At 68.2% G+C, this 16,815-nt stretch carries 16 protein-coding genes and 1 pseudogene; 4 read left to right on the plus strand and 13 right to left on the minus strand.

Annotation, left to right across the window (positions count from 1 at the left end):
• The first annotated feature begins 25 nt into the window (after window positions 1-25).
• Both BN977_RS02380 and BN977_RS02385 read left to right on the plus strand, forming a co-directional pair.
• Window positions 26-1,483, plus strand: coding sequence for an amidase (locus tag BN977_RS02380; RefSeq protein ID WP_051561432.1), 1,458 nt, complete (start codon window positions 26-28; stop codon window positions 1,481-1,483).
• Between the two features lie 12 nt (window positions 1,484-1,495).
• Window positions 1,496-1,975, plus strand: coding sequence for a CAP domain-containing protein (locus BN977_RS02385; protein WP_036396155.1), 480 nt, complete (start codon window positions 1,496-1,498; stop codon window positions 1,973-1,975).
• Window positions 1,976-1,994: 19 nt separating this feature from the next.
• Here BN977_RS02385 and era read toward each other — a convergent pair whose 3' ends face one another.
• From era to BN977_RS32775, 6 genes are all read right to left on the minus strand, one after another.
• Complete coding sequence (gene era / locus BN977_RS02390; RefSeq protein ID WP_036396158.1) at window positions 1,995-2,924, minus strand: GTPase Era; 930 nt, start codon at window positions 2,922-2,924, stop codon at window positions 1,995-1,997.
• The gene (locus BN977_RS02395; protein ID WP_036396160.1) at window positions 2,921-3,235 is read right to left on the minus strand and encodes a cytidine deaminase-like protein; all 315 of its coding nucleotides are present in this window, start codon (window positions 3,233-3,235) and stop codon (window positions 2,921-2,923) included. Before BN977_RS02395 ends, era begins: the two co-directional genes overlap by 4 nt.
• Window positions 3,232-4,521, minus strand: coding sequence for a hemolysin family protein (locus BN977_RS02400; protein WP_036396161.1), 1,290 nt, complete (start codon window positions 4,519-4,521; stop codon window positions 3,232-3,234). The genes BN977_RS02395 and BN977_RS02400 overlap by 4 nt, the downstream gene beginning before the upstream one ends.
• The gene (ybeY, locus tag BN977_RS02405) at window positions 4,518-5,054 is read right to left on the minus strand and encodes an rRNA maturation RNase YbeY (RefSeq protein ID WP_024453362.1); all 537 of its coding nucleotides are present in this window, start codon (window positions 5,052-5,054) and stop codon (window positions 4,518-4,520) included. The genes BN977_RS02400 and ybeY overlap by 4 nt, the downstream gene beginning before the upstream one ends.
• 25 nt (window positions 5,055-5,079) lie before the next feature.
• The gene (locus tag BN977_RS02410) at window positions 5,080-6,117 is read right to left on the minus strand and encodes a PhoH family protein (protein ID WP_036396163.1); all 1,038 of its coding nucleotides are present in this window, start codon (window positions 6,115-6,117) and stop codon (window positions 5,080-5,082) included.
• A gap of 130 nt (window positions 6,118-6,247) precedes the next feature.
• Complete coding sequence (locus BN977_RS32775) at window positions 6,248-6,415, minus strand: hypothetical protein (RefSeq protein WP_165576281.1); 168 nt, start codon at window positions 6,413-6,415, stop codon at window positions 6,248-6,250.
• Between the two features lie 130 nt (window positions 6,416-6,545).
• On the opposite strand from BN977_RS32775, the gene BN977_RS02415 reads away from it, so the two are divergent.
• Window positions 6,546-7,040, plus strand: coding sequence for a GNAT family N-acetyltransferase (locus BN977_RS02415; RefSeq protein ID WP_024453364.1), 495 nt, complete (start codon window positions 6,546-6,548; stop codon window positions 7,038-7,040).
• Here the strand turns inward: BN977_RS02415 and dctA are convergent, their stop codons facing one another.
• From dctA to hrcA, 4 genes are all read right to left on the minus strand, one after another.
• A complete protein-coding gene (gene dctA / locus BN977_RS02420) occupies window positions 7,041-8,417 on the minus strand; it encodes a C4-dicarboxylate transporter DctA (protein WP_024453365.1) in 1,377 nt (458 codons plus the stop codon).
• Between the two features lie 76 nt (window positions 8,418-8,493).
• Window positions 8,494-9,228, minus strand: a complete 735-nt coding sequence (locus BN977_RS02425) for a 16S rRNA (uracil(1498)-N(3))-methyltransferase (RefSeq protein ID WP_036396165.1) — start codon at window positions 9,226-9,228, stop codon at window positions 8,494-8,496.
• 19 nt (window positions 9,229-9,247) lie between these two features.
• The gene (gene dnaJ / locus BN977_RS02430; protein WP_036396168.1) at window positions 9,248-10,399 is read right to left on the minus strand and encodes a molecular chaperone DnaJ; all 1,152 of its coding nucleotides are present in this window, start codon (window positions 10,397-10,399) and stop codon (window positions 9,248-9,250) included.
• Between the two features lie 36 nt (window positions 10,400-10,435).
• Window positions 10,436-11,467, minus strand: coding sequence for a heat-inducible transcriptional repressor HrcA (hrcA, locus tag BN977_RS02435; protein WP_036396170.1), 1,032 nt, complete (start codon window positions 11,465-11,467; stop codon window positions 10,436-10,438).
• Between the two features lie 134 nt (window positions 11,468-11,601).
• Here hrcA and BN977_RS02440 point away from each other — a divergent pair.
• Window positions 11,602-11,917 (plus strand): annotated as a pseudogene (locus BN977_RS02440) (type II toxin-antitoxin system VapB family antitoxin); the annotation flags it as partial.
• A gap of 23 nt (window positions 11,918-11,940) precedes the next feature.
• Here BN977_RS02440 and BN977_RS02445 read toward each other — a convergent pair.
• From BN977_RS02445 to BN977_RS02455, 3 genes are all read right to left on the minus strand, one after another.
• Window positions 11,941-13,377, minus strand: a complete 1,437-nt coding sequence (locus BN977_RS02445) for an APC family permease (protein ID WP_051560975.1) — start codon at window positions 13,375-13,377, stop codon at window positions 11,941-11,943.
• A gap of 284 nt (window positions 13,378-13,661) precedes the next feature.
• Window positions 13,662-15,119: an aminobutyraldehyde dehydrogenase gene (locus BN977_RS02450; protein ID WP_036396174.1), complete on the minus strand. Its 1,458-nt coding sequence runs from the start codon at window positions 15,117-15,119 to the stop codon at window positions 13,662-13,664.
• A gap of 10 nt (window positions 15,120-15,129) precedes the next feature.
• Window positions 15,130-16,515, minus strand: coding sequence for an NAD(P)/FAD-dependent oxidoreductase (locus tag BN977_RS02455; protein WP_036396175.1), 1,386 nt, complete (start codon window positions 16,513-16,515; stop codon window positions 15,130-15,132).
• Window positions 16,516-16,815 lie beyond the last annotated feature (300 nt).

A 16,815-nucleotide genomic window follows, 5' to 3' on the forward strand; every position in this document is an offset into this window, starting at 1 on the left:
AACGCCGGATATCCTCAAATTCAGCATGGCTCCCAACCCAGAACCACCCACCCAGAAGCTGTCCAGCGGTACCCTTCCCACCCTCACCCAGCAGCTGTACCGGCTCGCCAGCGGCGCCACCACATCGCAAGAGCTGGTCCGCCAGTCGCTCGATGCGATCGAGGCCAGCCAGCCCACGCTCAACGCGTTCCGGGTGGTCCTGGCCGACAGCGCGATCGCCGACGCCGCCGAAGCCGACCGCAAACGCGCTGCGGGCCAACACCTTCCACTTCTGGGCATCCCCATCGCCGTCAAGGACGACGTCGACGTCGCCGGTGTCCCGACCCGCTTCGGCACCCGCGCCGAGGTCCCCCCGGCGACCGCCGATGCCGAGGTGGTGCGGCGGCTACGCGCGGCCGGCGCGGTGATCGTCGGCAAGACCAACACCTGCGAACTCGGCCAGTGGCCGTTCACCAGCGGGCCCGGGTTCGGGCACACCCGCAATCCCTGGTCCCGCGAGCACAGCCCGGGCGGTTCCTCCGGTGGCAGCGCCGCCGCCGTCGCCGCCGGTCTGGTGCCTGCGGCCATCGGCTCCGACGGCGCGGGCAGCGTGCGGATCCCCGCGGCGTGGACCCACCTGGTCGGCATCAAACCGCAACGCGGTCGCATCTCGACCTGGCCGCTGCCCGAGGCGTTCAACGGCATCACCGTCAACGGGGTGCTGGCGCGCACCGTCATCGACGCCGCCATCGTGCTCGACGCCGCCTCCGGCAACGCGGACGGCGACCTGCACAAACCCGACCCCATCAGGGCGTCGGACTGGGTCGGTCAGGCCCCGGGTGCGCTGCGCATCGCGGTCTCGACGAAGTTTCCGTTCACCGTGTTCCGGGCCCGACTGCACCCGGAGATCGAGGCCGCACTGCGGGACACGGCCGCCCACCTGGAACAGCTCGGGCACACCATCGCGGAGGCCGACCCGGACTACGGGGTGAAGATGTCGTGGAACTTCCTGTCCCGGTCCACGTCGGGGCTGCTGGACTGGGCGGACCGGCTGGGGCTCGGAATCCAGTGGGATAAGCGCACGCTGAGCAATATGCGCACCGGCCGGTTGCTGTCCGAACACGTGCTGCGCAAGGCCAGGGCCGCCGAGGCCGAGGCGCAACGACGGGTGGGCTGGATCTTCAACATCGCCGACGTGGTGCTCGCCCCCACCACCGCACTGCCACCGCCGCGGCTGCACGACTACGACCACCGCGGCAGCCTGGCCACCGACCGGGCCATGATCCGTGCCTGCCCGGTGACCTGGCCGTGGAATCTGCTGGGCTGGCCGTCGATCAACGTGCCCGCCGGATTCACCTCCGACGGCCTGCCGATCGGGGTGCAGCTGATGGGGCCGGAGGGCAGCGAGCCGATGCTGATCTCACTGGCGGCCGAGTTGGAAGCCATCAGCGGCTGGATGACCAAGCAACCCGAACCGTGGTGGCTGGCTGCCGAGCTGCAGTAATCTCTGCAGACCATGTTCGCGATCCGCCGTGCCGTGCCCGTGCTCGCCGTCGTCGCCGGCGCGGTCGTCGCGGCGCCGGCCGCCCATGCCGACAACATCCGGCTGAACAACAGCGTGATCGCCAACGTCTACACCATCCAGCATCAGGCCGGCTGCACCAACGACGTGACCAAGAACCTGCAGCTGCAGCTGGCCGCCGAATGGCATGCGAACGACGTGCTGAACAATCGGGCGCTGGACGGGGACCTGGGATCGGACGGCTCCACCCCGCAATCGCGGGCCAACGCGGCCGGCTACAAGGGCACGGTGTCGCAAACCGTCGCGATCAACCCGGCGCTGGCCATCAACGGCGTCGAGATCATGAACCAGTGGTACTACCGCCCGGACTACATGGCGATCATGAGCAACTGCGCCAACACCCAGATGGGCGTCTGGTCACTCAACAGCCTGGATCGCAGCGTCGTCGTCGCGGTCTACGGCATCCCGGGCTGACCAGGGCTCAGCCGAGCCCCTAGAAGCCCAGCCGCCCAAGCTGTTTCGGGTCGCGCTGCCAGTTCTTGGCGATCTTGACCCGCAGCTCCAGGTACACCTTGGTGCCCAGCAGCTTCTCGATCTGGGTACGCGCCGCGGTCCCGACCTCACGCAGCCGCGCGCCGCCCTTACCGATCACGATGCCCTTCTGGCTGTCGCGTTCGACATAGAGCACGGCGTGCACGTCGATCAGGTCGTCGCGGTCCTCGCGCTGCTCCACTTCCTCGATCACCACGGCCAGCGAGTGCGGCAGTTCGTCGCGCACACCCTCCAGCGCGGCCTCGCGGATCAGCTCGGCCATCAGGACTTCTTCGGGCTCGTCGGTGAGTTCACCGTCCGGGTAGTACGCCGGGCCGGGCGGCAATTTCGACACCAGCACGTCGGTGAGCACATCGAGTTGCTCACCCGCGGTCGCCGACACCGGCACGATCTCGACGTCCGGACTGTGGCCCGATTGCTCCTCGCGTCCGCGGACCAATTCGCTGACCGCCAGCAGTTGCTCGGCCACCCGGTCCTTGGCGACCTTGTCGATCTTGGTGACGATGGCGATCAGTGTCGTCTTGGGGGCGACGGCGCGGATCTGCTGGTAGATCCAGCGGTCGCCGGGGCCGATCTTCTCGTCGGCCGGAATGCACAGGCCGATCACGTCGACCTCGGAGTAGGTGTCCTTGACCAGGTCGTTGAGCCGCTGCCCGAGCAGCGTGCGCGGCCGGTGCAACCCGGGCGTGTCCACCAGGATGATCTGGAAGTTCTCCCGGTGCACGATGCCACGGATGGTGTGCCGGGTGGTCTGCGGCCGGTTGGAGGTGATGGCGACCTTCTGGCCCACCAGTGCGTTGGTCAGCGTCGACTTGCCGGTGTTGGGCCGGCCGACGAAACAGACGAAGCCGGAGCGGAATTCGTCTGTCATGCGGGGTTACCCGCGCGGTCGGTGACGATGACGGCCGCCTCCGGTGACAGCTCCCGGACCGCGGCGAGACCGGCGTCCTCGGCCGAACCACCCAGCAGCACCGCGGCTTCCAGCCCGACGGCTCCGCTCGACACCGCCGCGGCCACCGCGGCCTGCAGCGCGGTCAGCGTCAGGGCCGACAGGGTGACCGGGGCGCCGGCGTAGGTGCGGCCGTCCTGATCGCGCACCGCGGCACCTTCGGTGGCCTCGGCCCGGCCCATGGCGCCGCGGGCCAGCACCACCAGCTTGGCGTCCTCCTCGGACAGACTCATTGCGCTTCCTCTTCTTCCGTCTTGACGGGGCTGATCAGTACCGTGCCGATCCGCACCCGGCCGCGGTGATCCGGTCCGCCCTCGGCGCGCAACCGCAAGCCGTCCCAGGTGACCTCGGCGCCGGGCAACGGCACCCGCCCCAGTTCGTGGGCGAGCAGCCCGCCGACGGTGTCGACCTCCAGGTCCTCGCCGACCTCCAGCTCCTCGTACAGCTCACCGAGATCCTCGATCGGCAACCGAGCCGACACCCGGAACTGCCCGTCGCCCAGTTCTTCCCAGGGCGCCACCTCACCGGCGTCGTATTCGTCGTTGATCTCGCCGACGATTTCCTCCAGGACGTCCTCGATGGTGACCAGTCCGGCGATCGCGCCGTACTCGTCGACCAGCAGCGCCATGTGGTTACGATCGCGCTGCATCTCGCGCAGCAGGGCGTCCAACGGTTTGGAATCGGGCACGAAAACCGCGGGCCGCATCAGCTCGCCCACCCGGGTGTCGAACCGACCACCCGCCGAATACGAGTGCTGCACCAGGTCTTTCAGGTAGACCACGCCCACCACGTCGTCGACGTTCTCACCGATCACCGGCAGCCGGGAGTGCCCGCTGCGCACCGCCAGCGAGGTGGCCTGGGTCGCGGTCTTGTCCCCTTCGATCCACACCATCTCGGTGCGGGGCACCATCACCTCACGGGCGGGGGTGTCGCCGAGTTCGAACACGGACTGGATCATCTTGCGCTCGTCGTCGGCCACCACGCCGCGCTGCTGCGCCAGGTCGACGACCTCCCGCAGCTCGATCTCGGAGGCGAACGGGCCGTTGCGGAAGCCGCGGCCGGGTGTCAGCGCGTTACCGATCAGCACCAGCAGCCGGCTGATCGGTGTGAGCAGCACCGAAATCGCCTGCAGCGGAAGGGCAGCGGCCAACGCGATGCTGTAGGCGTTCTGCCGCCCGACGGTGCGCGGACCCACCCCGATGGCCACGAAGCTGACCACCACCATGATCGCGGCGGCGGCCACCAGCCCCCACCCGACACCGAGATAACCGTCCAGATAGGAGACCAGCAGGACCGTCGCGCTCACCTCGCAGGCGATGCGCAACAGCACCACCAGGTTGATGTAGCGGGGCCGGTCCACCATCACCTGGGCCAGCCGCGTCGCGCCCGGCCGTTCCTCGCGCACCATCTCGTCGACCCTGGCGATCGACGCCGTGCCGATGGCGGCATCCACCGCGGCGAACAACCCGCCCAGCCCCACCAGGAAGATCGCGCCCATCAGCGCGGCCAGCCCCGTCACGGTGCGTCGAAGTATCGCGACTTGTCGAGCAGCCGTCGATCCTTCTCGGTCTGCCGATCCTGGCGATAGGTCTGCACCTGGTCGGCCACCCACTCCTCGAGCAGGCGCCGCTGCAGGGCGAACATCTCTTTTTCCTCGTCAGGTTCGGCGTGGTCGTAGCCGAGCAGGTGCAGCACCCCGTGCACCGTCAACAACGCCAGCTCCTGACCGAGCGAATGCCCGGCTTGTTCGGCCTGTTTGGCCGCGAACTCCGGGCAGAGCACGATGTCGCCGAGCATGGACGGACCGGGTTCGGCGGCGTCGGGGCGCCCGCCGGGCTCCAATTCGTCCATCGGGAAACTCATCACGTCGGTGGGCCCCGGCAGGTCCATCCAGCGCATGTGCAGGTCGGCCATGGCCGCCGTGTCCAGCAGCACCATCGACAGTTCGGCGGCCGGGTTCACATCCATCTGGCCGATGACGAACTTGGCGACGCTGATGAGCTCTTCCTCGGATACGTCGTATCCGGATTCGTTGGAGACCTCGATGCTCATGCGGTGCCCTCGCCGCAAGCTTCACTCATCGGCGTGGCCGCCCGTTCGACGAACGGCGCTGGGCACGGTTCAGCAGGGCCGAATCATCTTGGCGGGCATAGGCATCCACGATCTCGGAGACCAGCCGGTGCCGCACCACATCGGCGCTGGTGAGCTCGGCGAAGTGGATATCGTCGATACCGTCCAGGACGTTCATCGCGGCGCGCAGGCCCGAGGCCTGGCCGCCGGGCAGGTCGACCTGGGTGATATCGCCCGTGACAACGATTTTCGAGTTGAAACCGAGCCGGGTCAGGAACATCTTCATCTGCTCGGCGGTGGTGTTCTGCGCCTCGTCGAGGATGATGAAGGCGTCGTTGAGGGTTCGGCCGCGCATGAAGGCCAACGGCGCCACCTCGATCACGCCGGACGCCAGGAAGTTGGTGATGACCTCAGGGTCCATCATGTCGTGCAGCGCGTCGTACAGCGGCCGCAGGTAGGGGTCGATCTTCTCGGTCAGGGTGCCGGGCAGGAAGCCAAGGCGCTCACCGGCTTCCACCGCCGGCCGGGTCAGGATGATCCGGTTGACCTGCTTGGACAGCAGCGCGGCGACCGCCTTGGCCATTGCCAGATAGGTCTTGCCGGTGCCCGCCGGGCCGATCCCGAATACGATGGTGTGATCGTCGATCGCGTCGACATAGCGCTTCTGGTTCACCGTCTTGGGCCGGATGGTCTTGCCGCGCCGCGTCAGGATGTCCAGGGTCAGCACCTCGGCCGGGGAGGCGTCGGCTTCCCCGGTCATCATGGAAACGCTGCGCCGGATGGCGTCGGGATTCAACGGCTGCCCGGCCGCCAGCACGGCGACCAACTCACCGATGACCCGTTCGGCCAGCGCCACCTCGGCCGGATCACCGGACAGCGTGACGGCATTGCCGCGGACGTGGATGTCGGCGGCGAGCAGGGCCTCGAGGGTGCGCAGGTTCTCGTCGGCCGAACCGAGCAGGCCCACGACAGCGTCGGGCGGAACTGTGATGCTGCTGCGCACCTGGCGGGAGGGCGAGTCAGCGGTCGTCTCGCGGGGCGTCACGTGGTGTTTCGTGCCTGCTTTCTGTGCTCTGGAGTAGGTGCTCTCAGTTTAGCGCTGGTCACCGACCTGACCCAACGGTTGAGGGCCACCCCGATCACGGGGTGGCCCTCAACGACAGTTGGCTGGCTTGTCAGTGGCTCTGGTGCACCGAGGTGTCGACCTGCGGCACGTTGACGCTCTGGCCGTTGTCGTGCACCCACTGGTTGTGTGCAACATCGGCCTGAGCCGGGCCGGCCAGACCCAGGAGGGCGGCGGCCATGCCGGCCGCGATCATGCTGACGAATCCGAACTTCTTCATCTTGCTTACCCGCTTCTTTCCTCTTCGTGTCCCGGCGTTTGCCGCGCCGGTCTGACATGAAGAACGGGAAAGATGGGATGTTTCATTCCGGTTAACCGCCCCATTTGACCAGGAGTGACATGATTCACCGGTGCCCGAAATTGAGCTCCGCTTCACAGGTGCCGAGGCGCTGGATGCCCTCGAACCGCTCTGGCTGACATTGCATCACCACCACACCCAGGTCGCCACCGCGGCGGTGTTCCAGGACGACGCGACGTCGTGGGCGGCGCGGCGCGCGGCCTACCGACGGTGGCTGGCCGAGGACGACTCCTTCATCGTGCTGGCCGAGCGGGACGGCACGCCCGTCGGCTACGCCATGGTCGAGATCCTGCCGGGCCCGGACGACACCTGGGTGACGGGCCGGCGGATGGCCGACGTGCAGACGTTGGCGGTCGCACCCGCCGAACGCGGCCACGGCATCGGCACCCGGCTGCTCGACGCCGTCGATGCCCGGCTGGCCGAATTGGGCATCGGGGACGTCTTCATCGCGGTCCTGACCGGCAATGCCGACGCCCAGCGGTTCTACGAGCGGCGCGGTCTGCGGCCGGTGATGACGCACCTGGCCCGGTTCGCGGTCGACCGGTAGTCAGTCGCGCGGCCCGACGGTCACCGCGTCCTGCTCGGGCGCGTCGTCCAGCGGTTCGACGTCCTCACCGGCGAGCACCTTGCGCATCCGGTCCTTGTCCAGCTGGCCCTCCCAGTTGGCGACGACGAAGGTGGCCACGCAATTGCCGAGCAGGTTCACCGACACCCGCATCGAGTCCATGATCCGGTCGGCGCCCAGCAGCAGCGCCACCGCGGCCACCGGGATCGCGCCGTGCCCGATGGCCGCCACCGTCGCCGACAGCGCCAGGAACGACGAGCCGGGCACGCCGGCCATCCCCTTCGAGGTGAGCATCAGCACCAGCACCGCGGTGATCTGCTCGCCCAGGCTCAGATCCACCCCGAGCGCCTGGGCCAGGAACAGCACGCAGATCGACAGGTACAGGGTGGCACCGTCCAGGTTGAACGAATACCCGGTCGGCACAACCAAACCCGTGGTGGTGCGCGAGCATCCGGCGTTGGCCAGCTTGGCCATGATGCGCGGCAACACCACCTCGGTGGATGCCGTGCCGAGCGCCAGGAACAGCTCGTCCTTGATGTACACCACGAACTTCCACAGGTTCACCCCGGCGAACACCTTGACGATCAGCGCGAGGATGAGGATGAACAGCACCGCGGCCAGATAGCAGGCGGCGATGAGCTTGCCGTAGCTGGCCAGTGACCCGATGCCGTACTGCCCGATGATGTAGGCCATCGCACCGAACGCGCCCAGCGGTGCCAGGCGCATCACCCAGCCGATGACGGTGAAGAAGATGTGGCTGAGGTGGTCGACGAACTCCAGGATCACCGGCGGCCCGGATTCCCCGAACTTGGCCAGCGCCAGCCCGAACAGCACGGCGAAGAACAGCACCTGCAACAGGGCGTTCTCCGCGAACGCCGACACCACCGAGGTCGGGATGATGTTGAGCAGGAACTCGACGGTGTGCGGAAGTTCGCCGTTGCTGGTCTTCTTGGCCACGGCCTCGGCCCCGGTGGCCAACGTCTGCGCATCGATAGAGAATCCGGCACCGGGCTTGACCAGGTTGCCGACCACGAGCCCGAAGATGAGCGCGAAGGTGGTCACCGCCTCGAAGTAGACGAGTGCCTTCACCCCGATGCGGCCCACCGATTTCAGGTCGCCCACATGCGCGATGCCGAGCACCACCGTGCAGAAGATGATCGGCGCGATGAGCATCTTGATGAGCTTGATGAATCCGTCCGCCAGCGGTTTGAGGGCGCCACCCACCTCGGGCCACAGCCAGCCGACCAGGATGCCCGCGACGATCGCCACCAACAACTGGACGAACAGCGACGTGTACCAGGGCGGCTTGTTGGCCAGCCGGACCATCTCGCTGTGCGGGGGCTCGATCACGGTACTCATGCCGCGACGCTATGAAGTCCCCGTCACCGGGCTGTGTGCCGATTGTTTCCCGCAGGAAACGGCCGGAATATATCTTCTACAGATCCCAGCGGCCGGTCAGCACGCCGAGCGCGCCGAGCGCTACCGCCGCCGCGCTGGAGGTGCGCAGCACCGTCGGCCCGAGCCGTACCGCCACCGCGCCGGCGCCGGTCAGGGTGGCGATCTCCTCATCGGTGATGCCGCCCTCCGGCCCGATGATCAACGTCACCGAATCGGCTTGGGCCACATCGAGATCGGCGAGCGCAACGGTGGCCGACTCGTGCAACACCACGGTCAGGCCGTCGATCCGGCCGGCCAGTTCGGCGGTGCTGCGTAGCCCGTCGACGGTCGGGATGTACGCGCGCCGCGACTGCCGGGCCGCCGAGCGGGCCACCGCACCCCACCGGCGCAGACCCTTGTCCACCTTGGCCGCCGATTCCCAGCGCGCCACGCACCGCTGGGCCTGCCAGGCCACGAACGCGTCCGCGCCCGCCTCGGTGGCCAGTTCGATCGCCAGTTCGGAGCGCTCGGATTTCGGGAGCGCCTGTACGACGGTGACCGGCGGCACCGGCGCCGCCGACGTGGCGCTGGACAGTACCCGCGCGGCCAGCCGGCCCTTGGTGGCTTCCTCGACGACGCAGTGCGCGACCGTACCGGCACCGTCACCCAGATCGAGTTCCTCACCCACCCGGAAGCGGCGCACCGTCGCCGCGTGGTGGCCCTCCTCACCGTCGACGACGGCGACCGCGCCCGGCCCGGGCAGAGCGTCGACGTAGAACAGCGCCCTACTCATCCCGCGCTTCTCGCTTTATCTAACGCCCGGAGAACGTTTCCCGCAGGCGGCTGAACAGCCCGCCGTTCGTCGAGGAGGAACCGTGCGCGGACCGGACCTCGGCCACGTCGCGGGAGCGGTGCGCCTTCAGTTTGCGCAGCAGATCGGTGTCGGTGGCGTCCAGCCGGGTCGGGACGAGCACCTCGATGTGAGCGTGCAGATTCCCGCGCACACCGGATCGCAGGTGCGGCATGCCGTGCCCGCGCAGCGTCGTCACCGAACCGGGCTGTGTGCCCGCCGGGATGGTGATCTCGGTGCTGCCGTCCAGGATGTCCTCGACGGTGACCGTGGTGCCCAGCGCCGCGTCGAACATCGGCACCGACACCGTGCAGTGCAGATCGTCGCCGTCGCGCACGAAGACGTCGTGGGGTTGTTCGTGCACCTCGACGTAGAGGTCGCCGGCCGGTCCGCCGCCCGGGCCCACCTCACCCTGGGCCGCCAGCCGCACCCGCATCCCGTCGCCGACACCGGCCGGGATCTTCACGCTGACCTCACGGCGGGCCTGGACCCGGCCGTCGCCACCGCAGCGGTGGCAGGGATCGGGGATGACCTCGCCGACGCCGCCGCACACCGGGCAGGGCCGGGAGGTCATCACCTGACCGAGCAGCGAGCGCTGCACCGTCTGCACCTCTCCGTGGCCGTGGCAGGTGTCGCAGGTGACCGGGCTGGACGTGCCGTTGGTGCCCTTGCCGTGGCACAGGTCGCACAGCACGGCGGTGTCGACGGTGACCTGCTTGGTGACACCGGTGGCGCATTCGGACAGATCCAGCCGCATCCGCAGCAGCGAATCCGACCCCGGCCGCACCCGGCCGATCGGGCCGCGCGAGCCGCCGCCCCCGCCGAAGAAGGCCTCGAAAACGTCGCCGAGGCCGCCGAAACCACCGAACCCGCCGGCGCCCGCACCGGCGGCACCGTTCTCCATCGGGTCGCCGCCGAGGTCGACGATGCGACGCTTCTCCGGGTCCGAGAGCACCTCGTAGGCGAGGCTGATCTCCTTGAACCGGGCCTGCGCCTCCTCGTCGGGATTGACGTCGGGATGCAGTTCGCGCGCCAACCTGCGGTACGCGCGCTTCAGCTCCGAATCGCTGGCGCCCTTGCTCACGCCGAGCAGACCGTAATAATCGCGTGCCACGTACAACCTCTTTCATGCCGCCGCAGCGGCCGTCCCCTACCGGGTGCCCAAAACCTCGCCAATGTAGAGAGCAACTGCGGCGACATTGGCGATGGTTCCCGGATAGTCCATCCGAGTCGGACCGACCACACCCATGCCGCCGTACACCTTGCCCGAGCTGCCGTACGCGGTGCTCACCACCGACGTCCCCACCATCTGCTCGGCCTCGGTCTCGTGCCCGATACGCACGGTGACCTTACCGGCCTCCTGCTGGGCGGCCAGCAACCGCAGCACCACCACCTGCTCCTCCAGCGCCTCGAGCACCGAGCGCAGCGACCCACCGAAGTCGGCGGTGTTACGGGTCAGGTTGGCCGTCCCGCCGAGCAGCAGTCGTTCCTCGGTGTGCTCCACCAGGGTCTCGACCAGCACCGTGGCCGCCCGGCCGATGGCGTCGCCGAGACCGCCGTGGCCGTCGAAGGCGCTGGCCAGGTCGGCCACCGCCACCGACGCGGTGGCCAGTGGCTTGCCGTCCAGCGCGGCGCCGAGCCGCTCACGCAGTTGGGACAGCTCGTGGTCGGAGATGGCGTCGCCGAGTTCGACCACTCGCTGATCCACCCGCCCGGTGTCGGTGATGACCACCAGCAGCAGCTTGGCCGGGGTGAGGGCCACCACCTCGAGATGGCGCACCGTGGAGGTGGACAGCATCGGGTACTGGACGATGGCGACCTGCCGGGTGAGCTGCGCGAGGAGCTTGACGGCGCGGCGCAGCACGTCGTCCAAGTCCACGCCGGACTCCAGGAATTGCAGGATCGCGCGCCGTTCACTGCTCGAGAGCGGTTTGACGTCGTCGAGGCGGTCGACGAATTCGCGGTAGCCCTTCTCGGTGGGGACACGTCCGGAACTGGTGTGGGGCTGCGCGATGTATCCCTCGGCCTCCAGCACCGCCATGTCGTTGCGGACGGTGGCGCTGGACACCCCGAGATTGTGACGTTCGACGAGTGACTTGGACCCGATGGGCTCCTTGGTCGTCACGAAATCGGCGACGATGGCACGCAGCACCTCGAAGCGACGGTCGTCGGCACTACCCATGTTGCACCAACCCTGTTCACCTGTCCTTTGCTGTCTGTCTTCAGCCCATTTTACGGGCACCAGCAGCAGGTATTCACGTTGGCAAGGACACCGCGCGCCTCGTGGGATTAACCTCGTCGCATGGGAGCCCGCCGGTGATCTTCAAAGGAGTCCGCGACGGCAAACCCTATCCCGAACACGGCCTGTCGTATCGGCAGTGGTCCCAGATCCCGCCCCGGCAGATCCGGCTGGACGAGCTGGTCACCACCACCACCGTGCTGGCGCTGGACCGGCTGCTGTCCGAGGACTCGACGTTCTACGGTGACCTGTTCCCGCATGCGGTGCGCTGGCAGGGCGTGATCTATCTGGAGGACGGGCTGCACCGTGCGGTGCGCGCGGCGCTGCGGAACCGCACGGTGCTGCACGCCAGGGTCTACGACATGGACGCCGGCGCCGAGTAGTCGACGTTCACAAGCTGCGCCGAGTAGCCGGCGTTACGTCGCGTCGCCCGCTCCGGTGGTCAGGCCGGCGGCCCGGTCCCGGCGCTGGACGAACCACCACAGCAGCACACCGGCGGCCAGGATCGAGACGGCGATGCCCAGTTCGAGCACGCCGCCGTAGCCGGTGATCGAGAATCCGGTCGCGCCGACCACCAGCATCACGGCGAGCAGCACCGCCAGCCCGATCGACAGCGGCACGAAAACCCGCGGCAACCGGATGGGCCGGACCGCATCCGGGCGGTCCTTGCGCAGCACCGCGAACCCGGCCACCGCCAGCACGTGGGCCAGGATGTAGCCCAGATTTCCGGTGACGATGATGGCCAGCGGCTGCTGCAGCACCACGAGCAGGACGACGTTGAGCACCAGCATGACGTTGAGGGCGCGCACCGGCACCCCGCGGCGGTTCAGCGTGCCCACCGCCCGGACGGTGACGCCTTCCTTGCCCATGTTGAACAGCACGCGCGACGCGTCGGCGACCGAGGTCAGCATGACCAGCACCAGGGAGGCGATCAGGCACAGCACCATCACCCCGGCGCCGGCCCCGGTCAGTTCGGAGAAGCTGGAGACGAAGAAGGTGGCCGGGTCGGCTTCGATCGCCGATTCGCCGGCGAACCCGCCGAGGGTGAGCGGAACGAGGAAGAACACCCCCAAGCAGAACAGGGCGGAGGCCCGGATCGCCCGCGACGTGTCCTTGACCGGGTCCCGGTATTCGGAGGCGAAGGTGGCGCACACCTCGACACCCAGGGTGGTCCACGCCATCACGTACAGCCAGACGATCGCGGTGTGCAGACCTTCCAGGCCGTGCAGCTTCCAGGTCAGATCCATGGGCGCCCAGCCGGAGTTGAACAGCGGGAAGACGATGAAGACAGCGAGCGGGATCATCAGGATGGCTGCCGTCACGTAGACGAACGCCATGGTGACGCGGACCCCGATGATGTTGATGCCGTAGAGGATGAAGATCACCGCCAGCCCCACCAGGATCGGGAAGTTCAGGTGCAGTGGCCCGGCATCGAAGGACCATTGTTGGTCGGGGAACCATTGGGACTGCACGAGCAGACCGGTGAATGCGCCGTAGGTGGCCAGGTTCGATCCCCAGGGCAGCCAGTAGCCGACCCCGGCCAGCGGTGCCAGCCAGGGCACCCGGTTCTTCCACGCTTCGGCGGCGTAGCCGGCGATACCGCCGGACGCCTCGGGGAACATGGCCGCCAATTCGATGTAGATCCAGTTGACCCCGAGCGAGATGATCATCGAGACGGCCCACAGCACGGCCGCACCCCAGCCGCCGAGGCCGGCGATCGACGCTCCGAGGGTGGCCACCAGCGCGGCGGGCATCGTCATGGCCATGGCGAATCCGTCGAACCAGCGCATCTTGCGCGGTAACTTCGCCTCCCCGGTCAGCGGTTCGGTGAGCGAATTGTCTTTTGTGGTCATGGAACTCAGACCTCCGATGCTTGGCCAGCGGCGACGGGCGGGTGGTGGGATCCCGACGGCGCAACGGCGAGACCGACGGGGTGCGAGCAGAACCGTGGCGTGGATCGCTGTTCGCCGCGGCGGTGACGCAGACTACGCACGGTACCGGCGAACCGGCGAAATATCCAGCATTTCAACAGCTTTCGTTCAGCTAACGGAGGTGACCCACCGTGGCAGCGCACGCCAACGGCACGCCGGTCCGGTGTCTCGGCGCTCCGGTTCGGTTGCGGTTCAGCGGGATCGGATCATGCCGGCCTGAAGGAGTCGTTCGGCGAACGCGGTGCGTGCTTGACCATGACGTGCCGGGCCACGGTGTACTCCGCGACCGCCGCGTGGCTCATGTCCTTCCCGAAACCACTGGCCTTTACTCCCCCGTGCGGCGCTTCGGAGGCGATCGGCAGATGATCGTTGATCCAGGTGACGCCGGCGTCCATCGCGTGCGCGACGCGCAATCCGCGAGCCCCGTCGGTGGTCCACACCGACGATGCAAGGCCATAGCGAGAATCGTTGGCCAGCGCGATCGCCTGCTGCTCGTCCTGGAACGGCAGGGCCACCAGCACGGGCCCGAACACCTCTTCCTGCACGATCTCGGCGGCCTGCCGGACATCGGTGATCAACGTCGGCCGGTAGTAGGCTCCCGGCCCGTCGGGCAGCGTGCCACCGGCACGCACCGTCGCACCCGCGGCCACCGCCCGTTCGACGAATCCGTGCACGCGTGCGCGGTGCTCGACGCTGATCAGCGGGCCGATATCGGTTGCCGGATCATGCGGATCACCCACCCGAATGGTGTTGAACTGCTCCGCTATTCGATCCACCAGTGCATCGAAGATGGCTTCATGGGCGTACACGCGGGTGGCGGCCGTGCAGTCCTGACCGGAGTTGTACGTCGCGCCCATCGCGATACCGGCGGCGGTGGCGTCCAAGTCGGCGTCGTCGAACACCAGGCACGGCGCCTTGCCGCCGAGTTCCAGATGCACCCGGGCGCCGCGCGCGGCGGCCGTCGCCATCACGTGCCGGCCCGCACGGGTCGACCCGGTGATCGAGACCAGTTGTACCCGTTCGTCGCCGACCAGCGCCTCGCCCACCTCCCGATCGCCGGTGACCACCTCCAGCACACCGGCCGGGATACCGGCCTGCACCGCGAGTTCGGCGATGAGCAAGGTGCTGCTCGGCGTGGTCGGTGCCGGCTTGACCACGATGGTGTTGCCGGCGGCGATGGCCGGGCCGATCTTCCACAACGCCATGATCATCGGGAAGTTCCACGGTGCGATGCCCACCACCGGACCGACGGGCCTGCGCACGATCATCGAGGTGTAACCCTCGCTCAACACGCCGGCGCCACTGCCCTCCAAAGACCGTGCCGCCCCGGCGAAGAAGCGCAGATTGTCGGTGCCGAAGGGCAGTTCACCGTCGCGGAACACCGCGACGGGTTTGCCCGATTCGGCCACCTCCAGCGCGGTCAGCTGATCGGCGTGCGCGTCGATCAGATCCGCCCAGCGCAGGATCAGGCGGGCCCGCTCCCCCGCGGTGCGTCGCGACCATGCAGCGAACGCCTCGGCCGCCGCCGCGACGGCGTCCGCCGCGTCGTCGACGGACGCCTCCGAGATCTCGCCGGTCGGCCGGCCGGTGGCCGGGTCGACCAATGTCCGGTCACCCCCGCGCCCTTCGACGCGCCGGCCACGGTGGAATCGTCCTGCGCCCATGCACACTCCTCTAACTGTTGAAGCCGACACCGAAATGATCGAGCACGCGCAGAAGCGTTCCCCTACGGCCTGTTTCGTCTTCCCGGGCCAGGGCCGCGCGGGTCAGCTCGACGGCGGGCCAGCGCAACGGCTCGGGTGGGAACGGGACGGCCATCCCGGTGATCGCCTTGAGCCGCGTGCGTTCGGTGTCCCGCTTGGCCAGCAGATCCAGCGCCACCCGCGCCCCGAACCGGGTCGAGGCCACACCGAGACCGGTGAAGCCGACGGCGTAGGCGACCCGGCCGCCATAGCCGGTACCGAAGATCGGGGTGAAGCGCGTGGTGGTGTCGATCACGCCGCCCCAGCGGTGCGTGAACGGTACATCGGCCAGCTGCGGAAAGGTCTCGCGAAAATGCCGCGCCAGCAGCCGATGTGAGGCATCGCGCTGTTCCAGTTCCGGGGCGACCCGATTCCCGAAGTGGTAGATGGCGTCGTACCCGCCCCAGAGGATCCGGTCGTCGCGGGTGCGCCGGAAGTAATGGAACTGGTTCCCGGCGTCGGTGAGTCCCTGGTTCTGCTCCCATCCGACCGAGGCGAGTTGGTCGGCGGTCAGCGGCGCCGTTGCCAGCACGTAGTCGTAAACCGGGAGCACCCAGGCCTTCAACCGGCGCAGCAACGGCGGATAGGCGTTCGAGGCGAGCAGGATGTGACCGCCGGTGTGGACCTCGCCGCGGTCGGTTCGGACGGTCAGCATGTCACCGTGGCGGCTGATGCCGGTGGCCGCGGTCTGTTCGAAGATCCGGGCGCCGAGGCTCTCGGCCACCCGGCGCAGTCCCTGTACGAGTGCCAGCGGGTCGACCAGACCCCCTGAGTGGGAACGCATCCCGGCCAGGAAGGCCGGTGATGCGATATCGGCGCGCACCTCCTCACGCTCCAGGAATTCGACCTTCTCCCCACGGCGCGCATGGGCGTCGGCCGCCGCACGCAGGGCGGCCACCTCGTGCTCGGTGCGCGCCAGCGTGGTCTTGCCCACCAGGCGCAGGTCGGCGTCGATCTCATGCGCAGCGACGAAATCGGCGATCTGCGAGACGTTGTCGCGTCCCAGCCGTTGCAGCTCGTCCAGTTCGTCGGGCCACAGGGCCGCACCGTGGGCGATGCCGTGGGTCAGCGATTCGGAGACGAACCCGCCGTTGCGGCCCGACGCACCGGAACCCACCCACTGCTGCTCGAGCACCGCGACGTCCAGCGACGGATCCTCGGTGAGCGCCTCGATCGCCGCCCACAGACCGGTGTAGCCGCCGCCGACGATCACCAGGTCGGCGCCGACGGCACCGATCAGCCCGTCCGATCGGGGACCGGTCGGCAAGTTGCCCCACCACACCGGCCGCGGCTCGGCATCGGCCAGTTCCGGCCTCATGCGAGCACCCCGCTCGCGGCACCGGCCATGTCTGGCAGGGAGGCGGATCGGGTGATCGTCGGGGTTTTCATCGTGGACTTCCGCATCGAGGAGATCGGTCTCCGCGCGGGACCGCACGGCGACAGGAAGTGATAGTTGCATCGATATTCAGGTTTGGCAATACGAAATAAGTGCACTTCAGTAGCACTCAGCATGGCTAAATTGATTTAAAATTCAGTAAAACTGAGCGAAGTCTCGGGATCTCTGCCAGAGTGGGCCCCATCACCCGGAGGCGGCCCGCACCGTCACCGCGTCGCGCCT

It is taken from the genome of Mycolicibacterium cosmeticum, assembly GCF_000613185.1.
In the GTDB taxonomy this organism is placed as follows: domain Bacteria; phylum Actinomycetota; class Actinomycetes; order Mycobacteriales; family Mycobacteriaceae; genus Mycobacterium; species Mycobacterium cosmeticum.

Bases quoted from the DNA above. Each gene is read 5' to 3' on its own strand.
- BN977_RS02450 (WP_036396174.1), bottom strand. From the start codon at position 15,119: ATGGGCGCAGGACGATTCCACCGTGGCCGGCGCGTCGAAGGGCGCGGG.
- BN977_RS02455 (WP_036396175.1), bottom strand. From the start codon at position 16,515: ATGAGGCCGGAACTGGCCGATGCCGAGCCGCGGCCGGTGTGGTGGGGC.
- era (WP_036396158.1), bottom strand. From the start codon at position 2,924: ATGACAGACGAATTCCGCTCCGGCTTCGTCTGTTTCGTCGGCCGGCCC.
- BN977_RS02425 (WP_036396165.1), bottom strand. From the start codon at position 9,228: ATGAGTAGGGCGCTGTTCTACGTCGACGCTCTGCCCGGGCCGGGCGCG.
- hrcA (WP_036396170.1), bottom strand. From the start codon at position 11,467: ATGGGTAGTGCCGACGACCGTCGCTTCGAGGTGCTGCGTGCCATCGTC.
- dctA (WP_024453365.1), bottom strand. From the start codon at position 8,417: ATGAGTACCGTGATCGAGCCCCCGCACAGCGAGATGGTCCGGCTGGCC.
- BN977_RS02380 (WP_051561432.1), top strand. From the start codon at position 26: ATGGCTCCCAACCCAGAACCACCCACCCAGAAGCTGTCCAGCGGTACC.
- BN977_RS02395 (WP_036396160.1), bottom strand. From the start codon at position 3,235: ATGAGTCTGTCCGAGGAGGACGCCAAGCTGGTGGTGCTGGCCCGCGGC.
- BN977_RS32775 (WP_165576281.1), bottom strand. From the start codon at position 6,415: ATGAAGAAGTTCGGATTCGTCAGCATGATCGCGGCCGGCATGGCCGCC.
- BN977_RS02445 (WP_051560975.1), bottom strand. From the start codon at position 13,377: ATGACCACAAAAGACAATTCGCTCACCGAACCGCTGACCGGGGAGGCG.
- ybeY (WP_024453362.1), bottom strand. From the start codon at position 5,054: ATGAGCATCGAGGTCTCCAACGAATCCGGATACGACGTATCCGAGGAA.
- BN977_RS02385 (WP_036396155.1), top strand. From the start codon at position 1,496: ATGTTCGCGATCCGCCGTGCCGTGCCCGTGCTCGCCGTCGTCGCCGGC.